This window comes from Levilactobacillus spicheri DSM 15429, from assembly GCF_001435095.1.
Lineage (GTDB): Bacteria > Bacillota > Bacilli > Lactobacillales > Lactobacillaceae > Levilactobacillus > Levilactobacillus spicheri.
This window is the reverse complement of sequence record NZ_AZFC01000015.1, coordinates 229,579-251,303: the sequence shown is the minus strand read 5'-3', so window position 1 is coordinate 251,303 and position 21,725 is coordinate 229,579. Positions and strand designations below refer to the sequence as shown.

General features: G+C 52.7%; 23 protein-coding genes. 9 read left to right on the top strand and 14 right to left on the bottom strand.

The window, feature by feature from the left end:
- Positions 1–27: 27 nt before the first annotated feature.
- The 3 genes from FD37_RS05005 to FD37_RS04995 form a co-directional block, all read right to left on the bottom strand.
- Entirely contained in the window at positions 28–267 is a 240-nt protein-coding gene (locus FD37_RS05005; RefSeq protein WP_056963901.1) for a hypothetical protein, read from the bottom strand.
- Between the two features lie 3 nt (positions 268–270).
- On the bottom strand, positions 271–528 hold the full coding sequence (locus FD37_RS05000; protein WP_056963899.1) for a hypothetical protein: 258 nt from the start codon (positions 526–528) through the stop codon (positions 271–273).
- 147 nt (positions 529–675) lie between these two features.
- The gene (locus FD37_RS04995; RefSeq protein WP_225351238.1) at positions 676–870 is read right to left on the bottom strand and encodes a hypothetical protein; all 195 of its coding nucleotides are present in this window, start codon (positions 868–870) and stop codon (positions 676–678) included.
- Positions 871–1,291: 421 nt separating this feature from the next.
- Between FD37_RS04995 and FD37_RS04990 the strand changes: the two genes are divergently transcribed.
- Positions 1,292–2,665: a sugar porter family MFS transporter gene (locus FD37_RS04990; RefSeq protein ID WP_056963896.1), complete on the top strand. Its 1,374-nt coding sequence runs from the start codon at positions 1,292–1,294 to the stop codon at positions 2,663–2,665.
- 586 nt (positions 2,666–3,251) lie between these two features.
- On the opposite strand, the gene FD37_RS04985 is transcribed toward FD37_RS04990, so the two are convergent.
- The 3 genes from FD37_RS04985 to FD37_RS04975 all read right to left on the bottom strand — a co-directional run bounded on the left by FD37_RS04985 (position 3,252) and on the right by FD37_RS04975 (position 7,499).
- Complete coding sequence (locus tag FD37_RS04985) at positions 3,252–3,887, bottom strand: HAD family hydrolase (RefSeq protein WP_045807572.1); 636 nt, start codon at positions 3,885–3,887, stop codon at positions 3,252–3,254.
- 79 nt (positions 3,888–3,966) lie between these two features.
- On the bottom strand, positions 3,967–4,596 hold the full coding sequence (locus FD37_RS04980; protein WP_056963894.1) for a hypothetical protein: 630 nt from the start codon (positions 4,594–4,596) through the stop codon (positions 3,967–3,969).
- Between the two features lie 149 nt (positions 4,597–4,745).
- Positions 4,746–7,499, bottom strand: a complete 2,754-nt coding sequence (locus FD37_RS04975) for an HAD-IC family P-type ATPase (protein WP_056963892.1) — start codon at positions 7,497–7,499, stop codon at positions 4,746–4,748.
- Positions 7,500–7,863: 364 nt separating this feature from the next.
- On the opposite strand from FD37_RS04975, the gene FD37_RS04970 reads away from it, so the two are divergent.
- The 7 genes from FD37_RS04970 (at position 7,864) to FD37_RS04945 (ending at position 13,692) form a co-directional block, all read left to right on the top strand.
- Positions 7,864–9,072, top strand: a complete 1,209-nt coding sequence (locus FD37_RS04970; protein ID WP_056963890.1) for an MFS transporter — start codon at positions 7,864–7,866, stop codon at positions 9,070–9,072.
- 256 nt (positions 9,073–9,328) lie between these two features.
- Complete coding sequence (locus tag FD37_RS04965) at positions 9,329–9,820, top strand: RNA-guided endonuclease TnpB family protein (RefSeq protein WP_162256117.1); 492 nt, start codon at positions 9,329–9,331, stop codon at positions 9,818–9,820.
- Positions 9,821–10,460: 640 nt separating this feature from the next.
- The gene (locus FD37_RS12775; RefSeq protein WP_147007681.1) at positions 10,461–11,024 is read left to right on the top strand and encodes a hypothetical protein; all 564 of its coding nucleotides are present in this window, start codon (positions 10,461–10,463) and stop codon (positions 11,022–11,024) included.
- Positions 11,025–11,072: 48 nt separating this feature from the next.
- Positions 11,073–11,867: a hypothetical protein gene (locus FD37_RS04960; protein ID WP_045807576.1), complete on the top strand. Its 795-nt coding sequence runs from the start codon at positions 11,073–11,075 to the stop codon at positions 11,865–11,867.
- Positions 11,851–12,567, top strand: a complete 717-nt coding sequence (locus tag FD37_RS04955) for a hypothetical protein (protein WP_045807577.1) — start codon at positions 11,851–11,853, stop codon at positions 12,565–12,567. The genes FD37_RS04960 and FD37_RS04955 overlap by 17 nt, the downstream gene beginning before the upstream one ends.
- Positions 12,557–13,216, top strand: a complete 660-nt coding sequence (locus tag FD37_RS04950) for an ATP-binding cassette domain-containing protein (protein ID WP_045807578.1) — start codon at positions 12,557–12,559, stop codon at positions 13,214–13,216. The genes FD37_RS04955 and FD37_RS04950 overlap by 11 nt, the downstream gene beginning before the upstream one ends.
- Positions 13,213–13,692 carry a hypothetical protein gene (locus FD37_RS04945; RefSeq protein ID WP_045807579.1) on the top strand — a complete coding sequence of 160 codons (480 nt, stop codon included), beginning with the start codon at positions 13,213–13,215 and terminating at the stop codon, positions 13,690–13,692. Before FD37_RS04950 ends, FD37_RS04945 begins: the two co-directional genes overlap by 4 nt.
- 229 nt (positions 13,693–13,921) lie before the next feature.
- Here FD37_RS04945 and FD37_RS04940 read toward each other — a convergent pair whose 3' ends face one another.
- From FD37_RS04940 to FD37_RS04920, 5 genes are all read right to left on the bottom strand, one after another.
- On the bottom strand, positions 13,922–14,113 hold the full coding sequence (locus tag FD37_RS04940; protein WP_045807580.1) for a hypothetical protein: 192 nt from the start codon (positions 14,111–14,113) through the stop codon (positions 13,922–13,924).
- A gap of 341 nt (positions 14,114–14,454) precedes the next feature.
- Complete coding sequence (locus FD37_RS04935; protein ID WP_056963886.1) at positions 14,455–15,360, bottom strand: ROK family protein; 906 nt, start codon at positions 15,358–15,360, stop codon at positions 14,455–14,457.
- Positions 15,361–15,373: 13 nt separating this feature from the next.
- Positions 15,374–16,717: an APC family permease gene (locus tag FD37_RS04930; protein ID WP_056963884.1), complete on the bottom strand. Its 1,344-nt coding sequence runs from the start codon at positions 16,715–16,717 to the stop codon at positions 15,374–15,376.
- A gap of 417 nt (positions 16,718–17,134) precedes the next feature.
- Positions 17,135–17,983, bottom strand: coding sequence for an aldo/keto reductase (locus tag FD37_RS04925; RefSeq protein WP_056963882.1), 849 nt, complete (start codon positions 17,981–17,983; stop codon positions 17,135–17,137).
- Positions 17,984–18,355: 372 nt separating this feature from the next.
- Complete coding sequence (locus tag FD37_RS04920; RefSeq protein ID WP_082605126.1) at positions 18,356–18,784, bottom strand: MarR family winged helix-turn-helix transcriptional regulator; 429 nt, start codon at positions 18,782–18,784, stop codon at positions 18,356–18,358.
- A 123-nt stretch (positions 18,785–18,907) separates the two neighbouring features.
- Here FD37_RS04920 and FD37_RS04915 point away from each other — a divergent pair, with 123 nt between their 5' ends.
- Entirely contained in the window at positions 18,908–19,465 is a 558-nt protein-coding gene (locus FD37_RS04915; RefSeq protein WP_056963877.1) for an NADPH-dependent FMN reductase, read from the top strand.
- A 75-nt stretch (positions 19,466–19,540) separates the two neighbouring features.
- Here FD37_RS04915 and FD37_RS04910 read toward each other — a convergent pair whose 3' ends face one another.
- The 3 genes from FD37_RS04910 to FD37_RS04900 form a co-directional block, all read right to left on the bottom strand.
- Entirely contained in the window at positions 19,541–19,966 is a 426-nt protein-coding gene (locus FD37_RS04910) for an SRPBCC family protein (protein WP_056963875.1), read from the bottom strand.
- 75 nt (positions 19,967–20,041) lie between these two features.
- Positions 20,042–20,863, bottom strand: coding sequence for a helix-turn-helix domain-containing protein (locus FD37_RS04905; RefSeq protein ID WP_235807852.1), 822 nt, complete (start codon positions 20,861–20,863; stop codon positions 20,042–20,044).
- Positions 20,864–20,969: 106 nt separating this feature from the next.
- Positions 20,970–21,665 carry a glycerophosphodiester phosphodiesterase family protein gene (locus FD37_RS04900; protein WP_045807588.1) on the bottom strand — a complete coding sequence of 232 codons (696 nt, stop codon included), beginning with the start codon at positions 21,663–21,665 and terminating at the stop codon, positions 20,970–20,972.
- Positions 21,666–21,725: the final 60 nt, after the last annotated feature.

Below are 21,725 nucleotides of genomic sequence, written 5' to 3'. Positions count from 1 at the left end.
CCACTTGGTGCGAAATCCTGAAAAAGGTCACTTATAATGGATGGTTCCCCGTTTAAGGGCCCGGTAATCACTGATAACGACCGCGACGAGCCACCCCATCATAAACAGGAAACTCACTCCTTCTAAGAGACTCAGCCACAGGTTGGCATGCCAAAGCGTCACCAGCCCCGCCACAATGGTGATGGTCAGCGCCCCATCGGCCAGGTGCGACATGACGTGCCACCAACGTGGAAAATCACTGCGATCAATGCGTGTTTTTAAGTGCATGGCTTACCTCTTTTGATTCTGGCGATACTGTCGACGCGCGTACCGATAGTACAAATGGTGATCAAACAATTCAACGAACCCCCACCAAGTGATCACCACAAGGGTACTCCCCCCTAACAGGTCCGTTGCCCAACCACTCGGGCGCCAAAACGACCAAACAATCCCCAACAGCATCCCCCACTGGGCCACTTGGGCAATGTGATTCAAAACGTGCCACCACCGCGGAAAGTTCCGCCGGTCAATCTTCCGACTACCAAACATCTTCCCCAACTCCTTCGATTAGCGATTATCCCACTCGCTACTCTCCAGTATACACTTAGTGCCGGTCACCAAGGGGCTTGCCCCAGGTAATGCAAAAAATCGCCGCCAATGAGCTATCGTTGGCGGCGATTCGGTGATCCAAATAGGTTACTTTCCGGCGTTAGACAACAACATGAAGACGATCGTGGCGGCGAGCGACGCGAAGGTGCACAACCCGTAGTGCCGTTTGTGCTTCACCTGGCTCTTATCCAGTCGGGCATAGTCGAACCCCCACAAAAAGATGAAAACCAATAACGCGAGATCCGCAATCCCGGACAAAACAACCAACGCGGTGTGCATCATGAAAACCTACCTTCTTCAAATCATTCTCAAATTCCAATTTTATTCGGATGAATTTCTAAACAGCTAATGATAAATCAGACCAGTTGTATTCTACCCCTATTGGTACCGGTTACACAAGGGGCAATTGACCGCCAAAAATTTTTAAAATTTTTTCGATTACCGCAATCAGCCCCACCTCACCCGCTTTATCCGTTAGCAATCCCAGCTCTATCAAGGGATTTCAATCGGACGCATCGTCAACATTTAAGCGATGAATTCGTGGAAATTCTGCTAATTTTTATTTTATAAATAATATGGGGATTGATTTGTCCGGACAATATGCCTATACTATTTTTGTAAGCGATTACTAAAGCGTTTACAGATTAATTTCATCTTTTCAGGTTTCTGCTATTTATTTCATATTTTCTAAGGAGTGTCAAAGTTGAAAAAAGTTTCAAACGGATTTATCTATACGTTTGGCGCTTTAGGTGGACTACTCTTTGGGTACGACATCGCCTCCGTTTCCGGAGCGATCCTCTTTATCCAGAAGCAACTTCATTTAGGGCCGTGGCAACAAGGTTGGGTCGTCAGTTCCGTTTTAATCGGGGCGATTATCGGGGCCTTGGCCACCAGTAAGTTCTTGGATAAGTATGGTCGGCGTAAGCTCCTGATCTGGGCGTCCCTGATCTTCTTCGTCGGGGCCATCACCTCTGGGTTCGCGCCCGACTTCTGGGTCCTGCTGATCACCCGGGTCATCCTGGGGATCGGGGTTGGGATCACCTCTGCGTTGATTCCGGCCTACCTGCACGAACTGGCACCGAAGAGTATGCACGGGGCCGTCGCCACCATGTTCCAACTGATGGTCATGATTGGGATTCTGTTAGCTTACATCTTAAACTACTCCTTCGCCCACATGTACACCGGCTGGCGGTGGATGCTTGGTTTCGCAGCCTTACCAGCGGCCATCCTGTTCTTCGGGGCCATCTTCTTGCCCGAAAGCCCGCGGTTCCTGGTCAAGATCGGCAAGCTTCAAGACGCCCGCGACGTGCTGATGAGCACCAACAAAGGCAACACCGAAGCCGTCGACAAGGCCTTATCCGAAATCCAAGAGACCGCCCAACAAAAGACCGGTGGTTGGAAGGAACTCTTCGGTAAGGGTGTCCGTCCAGCCTTGATCACCGGGCTCGGCGTGGCCATCTTCCAACAAGTCATCGGGAGTAACAGTGTCATCTTCTACGCGCCAACCATCTTCACCGACGTCGGCTGGGGGGTCATCGCGGCCTTACTCGCCCACATCGGGATCGGGGTCGTCAACGTCTTGGTCACGGTCGTAGCCATGTTCTTGATGGACAAGGTCGACCGGAAGAAGATGCTGATCTTCGGGGCGTCCGGCATGGTCCTGTCCCTGCTGGTTATGTACGCCATCCTGAAGTTCGACAACGGCTCTCAAGCCGCGGCCATGGTCAGTGCCATCGCGTTGACCGTCTACATCGCCTTTTACGCCTGCACTTGGGCGCCCGTTACCTGGGTTCTGATCGGGGAAGTCTTCCCGTTGAACATCCGGGGCTTAGGGACCTCCCTCTGCTCGGCCACGAACTGGTTGGCCGACATGGTCGTTTCCCTGACGTTCCCAATGATGTTGAGCTCATGGGGCTTGGACAACGCCTTCCTGTTCTACGCCGTCATCTGTGCGGTTTCCGTCGTGGTGGTTCACACCAAGTTCTTGGAAACCCGCGGGAAGTCACTCGAAGAGATCGAACTCGACTTACACAAGCAGACGGCCACCGCTACCAACAACAGCAAGGCTGTACAATAAGGTAACTTAGCGACAACCCATTTCATTCAAATACCTCAAGGGCGCCTGGAATTTCAATTCCGAGCGCCTTTTTGTCTGACGAAACCAGCGCTTCACGCCGGCGAGCAAGCCGGTCGAGGTGGGCCCGATTCCGAAGCCCCGAAATGCACGCTCCAGTTGAGCGGACGCAAGCGTCATCTTCCACTGCGCCAATAAAAAAACGACCAGCCCCTCACACACGAGGAAGCTGGCCGGTCAGTGGTCAGACTAATCGCCCCAGACGTGACCGACTTCCCGGTCACCATTCGGCCGTTGGTAGACGGTCAGCTGGAGATTTTTTTGCGGATTGCGGAACAGAAAAACGTCTTGTTCTGCCGACGTCGCAAACAAATGCCATTTACTGGCGTCGCGGCCCAGCTTCGTCAGCTCGGCGGCCGTCCAAGTTTCAATATCAGTGGTCTTATCTGGTGTAATACTCGTAACTCCCTTTCAAGTGGCTCAGTCAATCGGCACCTAATTATTACTCTCCTAATAATTAGCGTCAAACATAATTGCTAACAATCAGTATACGCCAATTAAGCTTCAGCACAACTTAAAATAGGTTACATTATAATGACAATAAATCCTTTGGGGACTCCAATAGATAAGTGGGGTGTTCTGCTTTAACGGCCGCCGGATCACTGGCCCCCCACATGGCCGCCGCCGTGGCAACGTGGGCGTTGTGGCCCATCTGGATGTCGTAGATGGCGTCCCCAATCATCACCCCATCGCGGGGGTCAAGGTCGAACCGGTCGATCAGGTTCAGGATGCCATCGGGAGCGGGCTTGTAATGCGCCACCATGTCCGACCCGCACAGCGCCTCAAACGTCTGGTCCAAGCCAATCTGCTTCAGATTACGCTTCAACGGCGTGGAGTGTTTACTGGAGACCACGAACAGCCGCGCCCCCCGGTCCTTGAGCGCCTGCAGCGTCGGGCCCATCCCCGCGAACAGCTTGATCCGGTCGTCGGCCAGGCCGTACTGCCGCCGAAATTCCGTGAACAGGTCCTCGAGCGCCGCCTGGTCCAGCGGCTGGTCGGCCATCTTGGCAAACGAGACCTCGATGGGCACGCCCATGTAGCTGGCCACCACGTCCGCCGCGGGCACTGTCAAGTGTTTGGCCGCGTAGGCCTTTTGGGTCGCCGTCACGGCCACCTCGCGCGTATCCGCCAGGGTCCCGTCAAAATCAAAGAAAAAGTTTTGCATCGTCACTCACCTCTGTTGTTAGTTTACCCCGATAACCCACAAAAACGCCAGTCATCGCGACCGGCGTTTTTTATGCCACTCAATTCACTTCAATCGTTTTGACCGAGTAGACCATCCCCAACCCCAAGCGGTCGAGCCGGTGGCGGGCCACCGTCACGACCACGCGGTGGTGCCGCGCATCGTTCAGGTGCCCCGTGTAAGTCAGGTAGTGGTTGCTCCCGGCATCCTCGCGGGTCAGCCGCACCGCCGTGGCGTGGCGCAGGCGCCGGTAGCTCGCCGGCGACCAGCTCAACTGCCGCAATTGATCGGCGTCTTGGGCGCGCAGGTCACGGGTCACCGTCTTTTGCGCGTAGTGCAGCGGGTGGTAGGCCTGGGTGTAGGTGTTCAGACCGCCCAGGAACAGGGCCACCACTACGATGACGCCCCGCGCCCACCGAGCGGGTCGGCCCCAGAGCCCCTGCCGGAGCAGTTGCTGGTGGTCGGTCGGCAGGATCAGCTGGCCCACCAGGTAGACCACCCACATCAGCAGGTAGGCCAGGACCAGCCCAAAGAGCACGGCACGCAGGTCGAGCCTCCCCACGCCCCAGCGCGTCGACAGGTCCACGGTGTGGCGCGGATGCCGCGCCCACCAAGCCCCGACACCTAAAATCACGCTAAACCAACCGGTCAGGCCAAACTGCCGCCATCCCGGTGTTCGTTGTTGTTCCATCGAATCTCCTCCGTTGTAAACTCCCCATTAGCCATCAATGGCCTTATTCATTATAGGATTGATTGGCCTACCTGCCTAGGGGCGCCGGGCAAATCAAAAGGACGTCACCCAACCGGGCAACGTCCTTCCTTCATTGTAATGGGTAAAAATTAGTCTTGCGACGTCTCGGCGGCCGCGCGGCGTTCCTTGTTCCCCACCGCATTGCGCCAGCGGTGCCGCAGCGCCTTGGCGATTTCGGTGATGACCAGGACCACGATCCCGGCCAGGATCGGCACGCCCCACCCGTAGGTGAAGTTGGCGCTGGTCGTGTGGAAGACGCTTTGCATCGGCGGCCAGTAGATGATCCCGGCTTGCAGGACCAGCAGGATGGCCACGATGACGAAGCTCATCTTGTTCCGGAAGAAGTACTTCGACAGGACCGGGTGGTCGTTCTGCAGGTTAAACAGGTAGAAGACTTTCCCGAAGATAATGACCTGCAGCGTCATGGTGCTACCGATGACGGTGTTGAGGCCTTGGCCGGTCAGCAGGTCGTAGGCGAACATCCCCAATCCGGAAATCAGCAGTGACACGTAGACGATCTCGAAGTCATCGTACTTCGACAGAATCCCCTTGGTCACGTCCCGCGGTCCGCGGCGCATGATGCCCTCCTCGGTCGGTTCAAAGATGAAGGCAAACTGAATCGTCAACGCCGACACCATGTTGATCCACAACAACTGGGTCGGGAACAGCGGCAACGACTGGCTCATCAGGATACTCATCACCACGATCAGTCCTTCGGCGAAACTCGTCGGGAGCAGGAAGCGGATAGTCTTACGGATGTTGTCGAAGACGTGCCGGCCTTCGCGAACGGCCCCCAGGATCGAGGTGAAGTCGTCGTCGGCCAGGACCATGTCAGCGGAGTCCTTGGCGACGTCGGTTCCCCGAATCCCCATGGCCACCCCGATGTTGGCCTGCTTCAGGGCCGGCGCATCGTTCACGCCGTCCCCGGTCATCGACACGATGTGCCCCCGTCGCTGCTGGGCCTGGACGATTCGGAGCTTATCGGCCGGCGTGGTCCGGGCGAACACGGTGTATTGATCGATTTTGGCGGTCAACTCGTCGTCGCTTAACTGCGCCAGCTCGGGACCGGTAATCGCCTTGGCCCGTTCGGCCAGGTTCAGTTGTTCGGCAATCGCCGCGGCGGTCTCCGGGTCGTCCCCGGTGATCATCTTCACCTTGATACCGGCATACCGCAGCTGCTTCACGGCGTCGGCCACCCCGGGACGTGGCGGGTCAATGATCCCGGCCATCCCGGCTAAGTGGAAGTTCTGACCCACGACGATGTCATCGACCTCGTCGGCGTCACTGGCCGCGGGCTGGTACCCCAGGGCCACGACCCGTTTACCTTGGCGGGTCAGCTGCGACAGCCGTTCCTGCCAGGCGGCCGCGTCGATGGTCTCACCACTGGCTTGCATCTTGGCAATCAGCGTTTGCGGCGCCCCCTTGACCAACAACCAGCGTTGGCCCCGGTGGTCGACCAGCCGCGCGGAGTACCGGATGGCCGAATCGAACGGCCGCGAGTCGATCTCGGCGGGGGCCGGGTCGGCGTGGACCATCTTATGGTAGAGCGCGGTCAGCGCCCCGTCGGTCGGTTCACCGGTCAGGACCCACTGGTCGTCTTCCTGGTGGAATTCGGCGTCCGAGGTCTGCCCGGCAATCTGGACCAGCCACTCGAGGTCAGGCTCGTGTTGCCAGTCGACGGTCTGGTTCTGGTCATCCATGATCTGGCCGGCGGCATCGTAGCCCACCCCGGTCACCGTGTAGGTGTGGTCGGCGGTCAGGATGTCGGTCACGGTCATTTCGTTTTTGGTCAACGTCCCGGTCTTATCGGTGTTGACGATGTCGACGGCCCCCAGCGTTTCCACGGCGGGCAGCGTCTTCACGATCACGTTTTGCTTCGTCAATTGCTGGGTCCCCATGGCCAAGACGACCGAGGTACTGGCGGGCAGCCCTTCCGGCATCGAGCCCACGACCATCGTGATGACGGCGATCAGCAGGGTCGGCAGGCTGTACACGTGGGTCACCATCCCGAGGATAAACAGGAGGGCGGCCACGACTAAGATCGCCAGCGACAGGCCTAAACCTAATTGGTTCAGGTTCTTCATTAATGGGGTCGGTTGGGCCTTGACCTTGGCCACGTGTTGCTGGATACTCCCGATTTCGGTCTGGGTCCCGATCACGGTCACGATTCCCCGGCCGGAGCCGTTGGTCACGGCCGTCGAGGCGAAGGCCTGGTTGGCCCGTTCGGCCAGCGGCAGTTCGGTCGCGGTGATGGGTTCCTCGATCTTATCGACCGAATCGGTTTCCCCGGTCAGCGCGGATTCCTGAATCTTCAGGTTATCGGCCTCGACCAGGCGCAGGTCGGCCGGCACGGTATCGCCGGCTTCCAGTTGGACCACGTCACCGGGGACCAGGTCCCGCGATGGCAAGGAGATCTTCTGGCCGTTGCGGATCACGACGGCTTCGGACACCAACAGCGCCTTAATCTTCGCTAAAGCGTTGTCCGCCGACCGTTCCTGGAAGAACCCGATAAAGGCGTTGGCGATGATCACCAGGCCAATAACGATGGAGTCGGAGTAGTGGTGCATGAAGAACGTCATGATGGCCGCGGCGGCCAGGATGTAGATGATGCTGTTGTTGAATTGCTTCAGGAAACGCAGAAGGTTCGACTGCGGCTTGGCCGTCAGTTCGTTGGCCCCGTATTGGGCTTGCCGGTGCTCGGCCTCGGTGGTGCTCAGTCCTTGGTCGAGGTCGGTGTGGTAGTCCGTCTTGAGCTGGTCGGTCGTTTGCTGCCACAGGGGCTGCTGTCTGGGACCAGGGTCGGTGGTTTCTGCGTTCAATGGTGCGTTTGGCTGTTCTGCCATAAGTGGTGGTCATCCTTTCTTAGTTCAGTGACTTATCGATCTGGTATGCGCAATGCTTGGTAACCGTGGTACAAGCCGGCCACCCCCCTTTTACAGTTTTTGTGTAAGCCTATTTTATCAGGTTCTCATCCTATTTTCAGGGATTCACCATTAAAGTCTAAAAGAATTCACAATTGGAAGGGGTTTTCCGGTTAACTTGTTCACCGTGCCCGCGACCTGCCGTCCCCTCAATTTCCCCGCAGGCCCCGTGACACCGCGATGCTTACCGCCAAGTACCTAGGCCACTTTAAAGTGCCGTCTACCCTTCGAGCGCGGGGGCCCCTATACTGTGAAACATCGATAACATCAAAGGAGGTCACGCCCTATGCAGCGGACTATTTCATCAAACTGGATTCTGTTCTCCCTGGCCATCAGCGCCTTCGCCATCGGATCCACCGAATTCATCAGTGTCGGATTACTTCCCTTATTAACCCAGAGTTTTGGCATCTCCCTGGCCCAAGGCGGGTCAACGGTCTCCATCTACGCCGCCGGTATCACGGTGGGCGCCCCGGTCCTGGCCCTGATCACCAACCGCTGGAACCGTAAGCGGCTCCTGATCGCCATCATGGTGACCTTCCTGGTCGGCAACCTCTTGGCCGCCCTGGCCCCGACCTTCGGCATCTTGCTAGCCGGCCGGGTCATCGCCGCCGTGGCCCACGGCATCTTCATGGCCATCGCGTCCCTGATCGCCGCGGACGTCGTGGCTCCCCAGAAGCGGGCCTCCGCCATCGCCGTGATGTTTACCGGCCTGACGCTGGCCACGGTGACCGGCGTTCCGTTGGGGACCTTCATCGGTGAAACGCTGGGCTGGCGAGCCTCATTTGGCTTCTTACTGATTCTGGGAACGATTGGCCTGATCACCAACGCCCTCCTCGTCCCAAAGGACCTGCCGCTGCCCCAACCGACTAGTATCAAAGGCATCTGGCGGATCTTGAAGCAGCCGCAACTGCTGCTGATTCTGATCATCACGGCCTTAGGGTACGGGGCGACGTTCCCGGTCTACACCTACCTGACGCCCATCCTGAGCCAACACATGGGTTGGTCCAGCAGCGCTATCGTGGTCATCCTGGTCTTCTACGGGGTCGCCGTGGCGATTGGGAACACGCTGGGCGGTCGTTTCGCCAACCGGCGTCCCCTTCCCGCCATCATGAAAATGTTCGTGGGGCTGGCTGTCGCGCTGTTCCTGGTCCGGCTGACCGTCAACCTGCACGTCTGGGGGCTGCTCGCCGTAGTGGCCATGGGGCTGTTCGCCTTCATGAACGTCCCCGGCCTGCAACTGTATATCGTGCAGTTGGCTGAGGCTTACACGCCCAACGAGGTCTCCTTAGCGTCCGCACTGAACATCTCTGCCTTCAACATCGGGATCATCTTGGGTTCCGGGCTAGGTGGTCAGGCGGTCGCCCAGGACCAACTGGTCAACACGCCCTGGTTAGGGATTGGTATGTTGGTCTTAGGCGTGGGGGTCGCCGCCATCCTCCAGCGCATGGAACAACGTCAGGGACAACGGGACCTACGTCACCAAAATGCGAAGTAACCCAACCGGGTTCGGCCATGGCTGAACCCGGTTTTTTTACTAAGTGATTATTATCACCAGATTTGGACATCTGCTAAAAACAACTGGAACAACACTGGAGTTTTCAAATGGACTCAATCTTCAAACGTAAATTGCCGAACTTTTACATCCTCAGTAGATTGTTCTAACGGCGATTGGGCAACCATCACGGGAATGACATACGATGTTAATGTCAAAGCTTAGATTAGGCTAGTAGAGGGGTGAGATGTCGTTGTTAATGATAATTGTAGAAAAATTTCCCACTTTCCAGGCTAAATCCTTAGAAATGAAGCTTATTAGTGAACAACGTAAACTTGCTCGTCGCCGGCGACTGGTTCAAGCGAAGATTGCCTGGGATTACCATCGTAAAGTACCTAATCCACGGGAGTTAAGCGACTACTCGAATTACCAGAAACAGAAACGTCTCGTAACTAGAATTTATGCCCGGATTCGCCAGCAGCACCATGACTATCTGCATAGGTTAACGACTTGGTTGGTCAAAGATTTCGACATCATCATTCTAGAGGGCTTACAGATCAAAAATCTGCTCAAAAATCATCGTCTCGCTAAGTACATCGCCACTGCTAGCTGGTCGCAATTCAAACAACTAGTCATATATAAAGCCGATTGGTATGGCAAAACGGTGGTGACTATTAACCCCCAATATGCGTCACAGCTCTGTGCTGATTGTGATTATGCCAGCGGTCCTAAGCCCTTCGCGATTCGTTAAATGGACGTATCCTCACTGTGGTCGACACCATGATTGTGATGTTAATGCCACCCGAAATATTCTTAAACGCTGATCAAAGCAACTTAAGGGCCAGAAAACGACCTTAGTAAAATGGCTGCGCCGCTACACTACCGGCTGGCGTAAAAACTAGCTGATATTGCAAGCTTGGTATTCCTAGAAACGTGGTATTTAATACCGATGTCGTTCATTTACCAATCACCTCTAGCTTTTCGTATTTATCCTTTTTCGTGAAAATACTTTAGATGAGCAATTCGGCAGCAACTAAGCTAATGAAATCTAACGATAGTTCTTGAAGTACAACCAGATTTTTAGCTAGGCCCCCTAGGAGAACTTACTTATGTTTTTACAAGCCTATTTTCTACGAATATTATGTTGCTCTCTAAAATAAAAAATTCCACGTATTTAGATTAATTCTGATTATCGATTTTTAAAAAATCCGGGCATCTTCGTAGATATTCTAATGGAAACCAGGACTGGTACAACAGTCTTTATCTTGATTCAAAAGTATACATTAACCAATAATTCATTTAATTTAGTAAACAACTATTATGATTTACAGGATAACTTTTGAGGAATTTCTGATATAGTTACTTACATCACATAGAAGGGAACAACAATCATGTCCTCAGTCCTCAAAAAGTCTTTACTCGTTTTAACGCTGGTTAGTACACTAAATGTTCCATCACTCATCGCCCATGCCTCTGTAGGAGATACCAACACTCAATCGCATGCAGAAGCAGCACGTGAGCTTGGTATTTCAGAAGATGATTTTGAAATTCAAACTCAAAAAGGGGCCAATCAAGAACCCAAGGCTAGTGGAAGTCGTGTGAACGATACACGTATTCACTTCGAATTCCGAACTTTCAATCCCTATGATCAATCCTGGGCTATTAAAAAGACGACAAGAAGTGCCTATCATCTAAAGTCTAATACGGTTACTCGTCCCTGGTACAGTGCAGAGGCTTACGCCAACGTCAAAGAAGCAGGGAACAATGGTAACATCAGCGTTTCTGGTAAAAGAAAAGGTGAGACGAAAGTATACAAAATTTACGGGAATAAACGTTATAAATTAACGAACTACTTAGTAGAACGATATGGTAATAACCGGAAAGCATTTATTCTAGCTTGGTCCCACGGGGACGGAAGTGCATGGGGATATTGGCATCCCGACGTTCAGCAGTAAACTAGAAACTGGGGATGGACAAGTTGTTCATCCCTTTTTGGAGGAGAAATGAAAATTAAAAAACAGCTATTTAAATTGCCATTATGCTTAGGCATTACCTTGGCAACCATTCCAATAGTTTTACACATTACTTTAGTAGTAATTCCTATCTCCCAAGGATTATCTACCGAAGAAATCAATCACACGGCGATAACTGAATGGATTGGATTTAGTCAACATCTTAAGTACCCATATATTTTCTATTTAGCTTTGCCATTTACTTGTTGCTTAGGAATTAACCAACTAGTTATAGAAAAAATAAATAGTGTATTTATAAAATATGCCATTATTAAACAAGGAATCAATCGCTTTTGGCTTAAGTCAATTGCCTTAGCCTTCCTCGATGGGTTCTTAATTGCGACCCTTCCCCTGCTAATTGATTTGTGGGCGACCTGGACGTTTCTTCCTTCAATCACTTCTGACTGGATTAATAATACAATGGTCGTCCTACCACGTCTAACCTTCTTCCACACTCTTTTCTATAGCACCCCTTATTTGCTGATTATAATTTATATTCTTATGGCCGGTTGCTTAGGTGGAATATGCTCAATGTTGTCGATATTCGTAGGTCTATTTACCAATAAAAGATTTATCAGCACCACCGCTTCCACGGTACTTTGCCTTTTATGCGCCATACTAGCAACCACTTGGCCCAAATCATTTTTTGATCCTACCACAGTCATTATTGCCTACAGTCCAGACTATTTGCCGCCATTTAATTTACTGGTTTTGAGTTTCTTTTTTACTATTCTTATCATTTGGAAACTAGGAACATGGAGGTTACATAATGTTGCTAACTCGTAAAGCTTTAACTATCAAAATAATATTTTTGAGTTTGTTTTTTTCTATTTTATTTGTAGGACTTGTTAAATTCGCTGGTATCAATCCGGATGGTACTGTCGACGTCATTCAAACTTTCTGGGGAACACTCTTTTCTGAAACTTTTAACTTTTACAAGATAATCCCTACCCTAACACTTCTATTCACTTTATTTATTCATCGACCTGATCCATACACAATCCTTATAAAACTTCGAACTACCAGTAAAATTATTTGGTACTACTATCAGCAGATTTTTCAATTTTTTGTTCCAATTGGTTTTTCCTGGGTAATCACTATTTTTTACCTAAAGTCTCTATTAAGTGTTAACCCAGAAAACATTAATTTTGGAATTATTTTAGGCGGACTATACAGCCTCAACCTACTAGTCTATCTAACCCTTTTATTGCTAATCATCATTCACTATGGTCGAATATTTGCTTTCGTCTCCGCTACCATACTGCTCTATGCTGATCAGTGGTTGCATTTAAACTTAGGGGTATCTCTTCTCTTTTACCACGGAATATTTTCCAATGCTTTACAAGCCGGTTCTGATTTAACAACTGTATTTGGCGATGCTACATGGAACATCTTACTAATGGGCTTATTGATTTTAGTAAACAGACGACTCTTCTATGTATACCCCACAATAAATTTCAAGGAGAAAAAAACAAATGATCAATAGTGTAATCTTGAACAACGTCGCTAAAGATGTTAAAAATTATCATATCCTTCAACCTATTGACTTAACCATACCAGTAGGCAGTGTTTGGGGACTCACCGGACCTAATGGATCTGGTAAAACAACACTTCTTAAACTAATTACGGGTTTTATGAGACCTAGTAGTGGCTCAATCACAATTTTAGGGACAGAACTCAGTAAGAAAGAACCCTTTGCACCAAACACCGGATTCTTCTTTAAAGAATACGGACCATTACCAAACCACTCTGCTTTAGGTAATATGCTGGCCGTATCTCGTTTACACAAAAGAAACATTAAAAAGGCTGCCCTAGAACAGCTTTTATCTGACGTTGAATTGGACGCCGCCAATGTCACTCATGTAAAATCATTCTCAACGGGTATGCAACAAAAATTATTGTTGGCAATGTCCCTAATCAATGAACCACGTCTTTTAATTTGGGATGAACCTGATAGTGCGCTTGATGTAGTAAGTCGGAAGAATCTGTTGCATCTAATTACAAAGCAAAAGCAAAAGGGGACTACTATTTTAGTATCCAGCCATAATCAAGAGCTATTAGCAAGTTGTGCGGATAATATGGCTTTACTTGAGAATTCAAAAGTGATGCCTATCGAAAGGCGGCATTTAAAATGAATCGAGACTGGTTACTAAAGATTTTACTGACCTTAGTATTAATTGCGTCCATGGGGGGCAGTAGTTTTTATAAACATCAGAAAGTTCAGCAAACGTTTAAAAACTATTCAATTAAAAAGTACACCGTCACTCATACCGACCAGGTCAACATCGCCCAAACACCCATAACCATTTTACATTATAAACAGTTTGCCGAACACAATCGTCTCTGGAGCTATTTGACCATCACTTCACCCATTAAACAAAAAATTAAAGCAAATAAGTTTACACTTTATCGCGGAGAAAAAGAGGCACCAAATATCTATTGGGATGAACAAATCAAGGTCAATTCGAAGACTGATCTTACACTTAAAAAGGGAATCAATAAAATTCTTATGTATACGGAATTTTCATTTTCGAGTAAAGATTTAAGGCTCGTTATTTCCAACAAGAATGGCCTACATTATACGCAAAAATGGCTAGGAACAGAATTTTAATTCTGGAATTCAAAATGCAATGAAAAATGGATCAATATTGTGTCTTTCCCATTACTAAGTTCCATTTCACCAGCCGTCAATCGCGGGCCACATCGCCCGTTGCTTCCGCAAAATAACCGACAGCAAAAAAGTGGTCAACGACCGTCGTCAACCACTTGCTAACCAGTCTGGTGTGAGTCCTTGCCAACTTGGACGCTTCGCTACTCGCATCGCTCCCCAAGCAACGCCGTTATTCCTTCCAAAACTGGATCCCCGTAGGCCGCATCGAGGCCATCCATTTCCGGTGATCCCGCCACTTCTTATTGGCCTGCCAAGCTCGGTAACAGAACGTGACCAGCCCGTAAACAAAGAAGAAAATCAATAAGAAGGTCGCCACTAATGACAGTCCAGAAAGCACCGAATCATTTAAGAATCCCAACATATGATTACCCCCCGTCAAAGATTAGATTCCCCGGGGCGGCTCATTCGCGCACCGCCTCAGCGGTGTTCGAACAATTCTCCCCCTCCACGATAAATATACCGTATCTGTTAGAATCATTGTCACGTGAGGGCCTCAATACTCCGATTTTACATGATAAATTACCAAACTATTGAAACAAACTGATTATCCAACGGATGGATAATTGCGACCCACTCATATCCGGGTTCGCCCATACGGCAACAAAAAACAGGAAGAAAATTCTCATTAAGAGGGTTTTCTTCCTGTTTTGGCTAAACCGCGTCCTACCTGATGTCTTAATGCGGGGTCCCCCACGTAACGCCCTACGCGTGAGCCTGCCCGGCATGTAACGCCAGGAGAGCGATGCCGTTTAGTGAGGCATTTTGTTGGTAAAAAGCGGGCTTCAGGACCGGTGGGAACGGCACGCTTTGGCGCAGTCGTGCGGTGAGGACCGGCGCAATCTGGTCGTAAGCCGCCTCCATGCCACCCCCCACGGCCACCACGGCGGGGTCCCAGGCGATGCACAGGTTACTGAGCTGAAAGGCCCAGAGGTCAAGCAAGCGTTCCTTGAACCGCCGCACGGGCGCCGTGGGCTGGGAATCGTTCCAGAGGTCCTTGGCACTGTACGGGTGACCCAGCAGTTGCGTCAGTTGACGGCCAATCGCCTGCCCCCCGGTGACCTCCTCGAACGGCGCGTGGCCGGTCGCAAAACCATCCTCACTGGCGGCGTCGATCTGCAGGTAGCCGATCTCCCCGGCTGCCCCGTGACTGCCGTGCAGGACCCGGTCGCCCAGGGACAGGCCGGTCGCGATGCCAGTGCCCAGGTTCAGGTAAAGGCCCGTGGTCGTTCCCTTCAGGGCCCCGTTGAGGACCTCGGCGTAGGTCGCCGCCTTCACGTCATTTTCGAGCCAAACGGGGACGTCCGCCACTTGGGCCTGTAACGCTCCCCGCAGGTTGACCTGGTCCCAACCCGGAATCGTCGGCACCAGCTTGAGGTGATCCCCGTCGACCACCCCGATCGTACTGACCCCGATACCGGTCAGCGTCAGGTGTGTCTGGGCTTGCAGGCGCTGGCAAGCGGCCACCAGTCGTGCCACGATGGCTGGGCCGGCCAGTCCGGCGATGATGAATTTTTCCTGGGCCAACCAGGTGCCGGCCGCGTCAATCGCCGCCAGCGCAATCTTGGTGCCCCCGATATCGATGGCGAGCACGCCGTCTGTTTTTTTCACAATGATTCCCCCACTAGGCTTGTTTTTTAAAGGGCCAGTCCGTCTTGACCACCCATGACCGTCCTAAGAATACCAGAATCCCGACGACCGTCCAAATCACGGCCAGGCTGATGGCGCTGGTTCCCGAGGAGAAGAAGACGAAGCCCCAGCCCAGAAAGGCGATGAGACTCGGCAGCGGGTACAGGAGTTCCTTGTACGGCCGCTTGAGGGTCGGCTGCTTCTTGCGCAGCACGGACAGCGCGATGATCTGCATCATGAACTGCACCACGATCTGGACCGCCATCAACGCGTTGATCACGGTCGTCAAATCGAAGAAGCAGCAGACCACCATGATGGCCCCGATTACCAGCAACGAATAGTTCGGGAACTTCATCTTGGGGTGCAGGTGGGCGAATTGCTTAAAGAACACGCCATCCTTGGCCGCGTTGTAGGGAATCCGCGAGGCGCCCAGCAGGCCGGTGTACACCGACGCGAAGCAGGTCCAGATGATCAGGACCGTGATGATGGTCCCGCCAATCGGGCCCCAGGCGCGGGTCATGAACAGTGACCCCACGTTGGTGCTGTGCGCGGCCTCGCGCCACGGCACGTAACCGATGATTCCGATGTTCATCAGCAGGTCGATCAGCGCCACGAACAGAATCGACAACGTGATCGAGCGCGGCAGCGTTTTGCCCGGCGTGGTCAGCTCGTCGCCCATGTAGGCCGAGGTGTAGTACCCCAGGTAATCGTAGATGGACAGCAGCATGCCGGCCCCCAGGCCCAGGAAGAACTTGTTCGGGACGAAGGCCCCCTTAGGAAAGTCAAAGGCCAGCTGGGGGTCAAAATGCAGGACCCCGGTGACCACGATCAGGACGACCGTCAGGATCATGCCGATCCACAGTACCAGGGAAATCTTGGCCACGCTGGTGACCCGCCGGTACAGGAGCGCGACCGCCAGCAACGTGACGGCAACGGCAATCAGCTTGGTCTGTAGGCCGGTCAGGCCCGGCACAAAGAACTTCATGTAGTTGGCCAGGCCAATCGCGCCGCTCGACAGCGTCAGGGGCGTCGCCAGCAGGACCGACCAGATGAAGAGAAACGGCATCAGGTTCCCCGTCCTGTCGTGGAAGGCAGCCTTCAGATAGTTGTAGGTCCCTCCTTCACCGGGCAGCGAACTGCCAAGCTCGCTCCAAATCTGACCGTCGAGCAGGGCCAGAATCGCCCCGGCAATCCAGCCAAACATCGCTTGGGGTCCGCCCATGGCGGTCAACACCAACGGAATGGTGATGAACGGCCCGGCCCCCATCATTTGGGACATGTTAATCGTAATCGCTTGAAAGGTCCCAATCTTTCGTTCTAATTCTCCCTGTTCTCTCATGCTCTCCATGACTCCTTCACCTATGTTCTTGTCTATTAAGATAGACTTATCGACTGCGCCTGTAAATAGATTTCGCGCCATTTTCACAAGTTTTTACGGTGAAGAAAGCTAAATTGGTATAGTCCTAACAAATCGATTGGTGCAGGGTACTCCGTTTACGGGCTGGCCGTTATCAGTCGGATTGGTTTAACCTGGTAGTCTTGATTGGCTTAGATTGAATTTTCATCCCCTCACACCGGCATGTGAAGTCGTGGTTCGGTGAGTTTTCATTCTCACTGAAAACTCCCAGTAGGGGCTTGCTGCCATGTCGAGTCGGTTCGGCAGGTACCGGCCCACCCCCCCTGACGCGCTACTCGGTTTCACGCAAAAAACGACCCATCTCCTTCAGCGGGAGTGGGTCGTTCCGAAAGTTTTCAATTACCCTTGCGTGGCATTGTGGAAATGGTTCGCCGCGGTATCGGCCATCCCGTTCAGCGTGACCATGTCGGCCGCACTGATTGAGAAGTCCAACTGCGCGTTGGCTTCGATGTGATCTTGGCTCGTCGCCTTCGGTAATGGGAGCACCCCATTCTCCAGGCAGAAGCGCAGGGCCAGCTGAGCCGCGGAAACGTGGTACTTGGCCGCCATTTCCTTCACGGCGGGGTTGTTCAACATGTCCCCAGTCGCCAGGGGTGAGTAGGCCTCGACCAAGATGTTGTGCGCGTTGGCGAACTTCACGATCTTCGGTTCCGTGTAGCCCACGTAGTACTGAATCTGGTCGACCATCGGCGCCACCTCAGCGTGGTTCAGCACGTTTTGCAGGTCGTGGGTGTTGAAGTTGGAGACTCCAATCGCCTTGGCCTTGCCGGACGCGTAGATCTCTTCCATGGCTTGCCAAACCTCGAGGTTCTGGGCGTCACAGTCCTTACCGATTTCGTTCCATGGCCACGGCGCGTGGATCAGGTACAGGTCGACGTAATCGATGTCCAGGTTCTGCATGGTCGTCTTGAAATCGGCCAAGGCCCCCTTGTACGACTTGGTCTCGGCCGGCAACTTGGTGGTCACGAAGAGGTCACCGCGATCGATACCGGAGTCCCGGACGGCCTTGCCAACGCTGGATTCATTGGCGTAGGCCTTGGCCGTGTCGATGTGCCGGTAGCCGGTCTTCAGGGCGTTGGCCACGGCGTCATAAGCCGTTTGACCGCCCGGAATCTGCCAGGTCCCAAAGCCCACCTGCGGAATGTTCGTTCCGTTTGCTAAACTGAATGTATCCGTTAATACTGCCATTTACGAAACCTCCAATTAGTTTAATTGGTCTCAGTATAACCCCTTCAGCCCACTCGAAGGCAAGGATTTGGCCGGACAAATTTCGACCGTCGCCGATCCCCGTCAACCCTAAATGACCGAGCCGTTAAATTTGTAATATTACAAATCGTCTGGAAGCCCCAAATCCGACCGTTTCTCTGTTATGATAAATCTGTCGTAAAGATTGCTTAACAAACAGACGACAAACTAAAGCTTTTTTGATGACAGGGTCGAGGTACCCGGAAACTACCTTCACTGAACTGTCCTCAAATTCATAACCCCATTGAATCAGACTAAATCCCAGTTTGATTCAATGGGGTTAATTTTTGTCGTTTGCGGGTCGACTCGCTCAAATCACTTGGTCAGCAAAGTCTTGGCCAACCGCCGCAGGACCCGCAGGAGCTCGGCCTGCTCGGCGTCGCTGTACCCCGCGAGTTTTTCCTGCATGGCCGCCTCCCGGGCGACCTTGATCTGCGTCAATCCCCGCTGCCCCGCCGGACTCAGGGTCAGCCGCCGCACGCGTTGGTCCCGTCGTTCGGATTCTTCCAGCCAACCGGCGGCCATCAACTTATCCACTTGCCGACTGATCGATGAATGGTTCCGCCCAATCTGGTCGGCCAACTCCCCGATACTCAGACCGGGGTGCCGCCCCACGCGGACCACGATGGGCAGCGCGGCGGGGTCCAACTGCACCCGGGCCGCCTGCAAGAGGTGGCGGTCCTGCTGGGGTTGATTAAAGAAAGTGACGATATCAAATAACGCTTCAAAAATTTCATGATTCATGCGCTCACGCCTCTCCATCAATAAGTTCCGTCAGACACCAATCGGCTTCTGATTCATTGTTAGTATACCAGAAATATGCTATTATGTGCACGATGCACGAACTAAGTAAAGGAGTGAAGCGCTATGTCTAATCCGAAAATCGGTATTATCGTCGGCTCAACCCGGCCCAGTCGTATCGGGCCCAGCATTGCCGACTGGTTACAAAAACACCTCAAGACGCCCGACCTTGACGTCGACGTCATCGACCTGGCTCAGATCAATCTGCCCCTACTCGACGAAATCGCCATGCCCAGCGATCACCACTACGAACTTGAGCACACGCAGCAATGGAGCCAATTGATTCAGAGCTACCAAGGGTTCGTCCTCTTATTTCCACAATATAACTGGGGCTACCCGGCACCGTTGAAGAATGCGCTGGACTGCCTGTACGACGAATGGCGCGGCAAGCCCGTCAGCATGGTCTCCTATGGCGGCCACGGCGGGTTCCAAGCGGCGCTGGCCCTCTCCTTGGTCTTACGGGGACTGAAGTTCAACCGCCTGAGCACGAACATCGAGATTTCGCTCAAGGCCAGCGACCTCGATCACACCGGCCACTTCAAGTACGCCAACCAGTCGTTGGCACCGTACGAATTCGACGTTCAACAATTGAGCGCGGCGTTTAGCCACGTACTCGCCAACTAAGTCTCAATCGAAAGCCCGACTCACAAAAAACCGCCAAAATTGGCGGTTTTTTGACGATTCCTGTAATCGCCGTCCCTACACCGGCCTATCAGCTTCAGCCAGTGCGATTAACCGGCTCAGGTTTTGGGCAAAAGCGTGTTTCGCAACTGGTGCCACTAGGCTGACCGGAACTGGCAGGTAGACCGTGTCCGTCAGGTAGAGCCTTTCTTGAATCGTAGTTTGTTGCGGCGTCACCGGCACTAGCTCAAATACCAATTGATAGCGCAAACGACCACCCGTACTAGTGTAAGTCACCCGGTGATCAACCGTCGTCACCACGATGGTTTCTTGCGAGTTCAACGCATTAGTCGTTCGGGTGATCTGAAACCCGGTCGCCGTGGGTGTTACCCGCACAACTTCCGGCGCCCAACTGGGGAGCGCCCCCAGATTCTGCAAGAGTGCCCTCATCTTGGGTAATGGTACTTGCGCAGCAGCAACGTTGGTTAACAAGGCTGATTTCATGATCAAGACCTCCTTCATAGGATGGCCTTACCTTACGCCAATTCACTTTCCCGGCCTAATCAGTATTCTGATAACTCAAAATTTTTCGGGCACCTTTTCGTGAAAAAGTTCGCTCAAAAAGTGTTGCTTCTGTAGCGCTGTCAACCGGGAGCCATCATTTCCCTGCCGGGCGGCAATCTCGGCTAACAGACGGTAACAGTTGGCCAACATGTAAGATGCCTGGTGATCCGTAATGACTGTAATTGTGGTCATCACCTGCGCCGTTGCGGCCGGATAATCGGCCAGTTCGGTGAAAACTAACGCCGCTAAATAATCAACCACACTAAGATTGGCACTAAAGCCCCCGTCCGTGATGTGGGCCAATGCCTGGTGGGTTAACGCTAAAGCCTGCCGGGATTGCCCGCGTTTCGCCAATACCACGGCTAACGATACCGTTGCGAGTCGTGTCAGGACCGTCAATTGCTTGCCTTCGGTCATTTGTATCGCAAACCGGAGATCCTGAATCGCTGTCGCACTAGATTCGCCAGTCTGAAATGCAGCAATTCCCAAATAATAATAGTAAGCCTGCGTTTGGGTCGCGGTCTTCACGGCATTTAGCGTAGCCGGGCGTTGCAGGTAGGCCTTCAATTGAACGTACTGGTGCGCGTTACAATATCGTTGCAAACAATCATTGAGCTGGTCATCTGTGCTGATGGTCAACCCATCGACCAAACTGAGCCGGTCTAACGAGATGTCCAAACGTTGGCATAAGCGGACCAACAGGTGAGCGTTAGGCACGTATTGATCGTGTTCAATGGCTGAGAGCATCGACTGCGCACAAATCCCCGCGGCAACTCGTTGTTGCGTTAAACTGCGTTGTTGCCGGCATTTCCGTAACGTTGACCCTAATGACACCATCCGTCCCCCCTTTCGGTAATGACCGTAGCCATAACACGACCAGCGCCATACTGGACGCACAAAATCCCAGTACCGACAATCACGTCTGGACTGGGATTTTATTGATTTATTCCGCAAATAATTGGTGTTTTAAGTCCATCATGGTCACAAAGTCGTCAGTAAAGATACCCTCAACGTGGTCGTTGAACAGTTTGGTCGCCTGCTTGACGCTGTCGACCGTCCAGATGCGTTCTACCACGGGCACGTCGTCTTGATAGTGACTCAGGTGCAGGCCGGCCAGGTGCTCCTTGGCGACCAGGCCGACCGGGTCCTTGACCCGCCGGTCCGTTAACCAGCAGTACAGTTCGTCTGGCGCCAGAACCTGGCACCGTTTAATCGTCGGCAAGTGAAAGGACGAGAAGATCACCGGATGCCGCAGCGGCGTCGCGTGGACCATCCCCAGGACGATCCGCTCGATGTTCGGGTACTGAATCTTATCGGTCTTGAACTCCAGGTTCAGCTGCACGTCCTGGTTCGCAACCACCCGCAAGAATTCCGCCAACGTGGGGACCGGATCACCGTTCGCCAGTTGGAACTGCCGCAACTCCGCCAGGGTGTAGTCGCGAATGTAGCCCTTACCGTTGGTGGTCCGGTTGATCTTTTCGTCGTGCATGATCACCGGAACACTGTCCTTGGTCAGATGAACGTCGAATTCCAACCCCTCGATCTGGTGCTGAACCGCGTACGTGAACCCCGCCAATGAATTCTCGGGAAACTTCGCGGGATACCCCCGGTGCCCAAAAACCACCGTTTGCTTAACCATACTAAATGACCTCCTACCGATTGCCCATCGGTTGATTTAGGCCTAGTGTAGCGCTTCTAC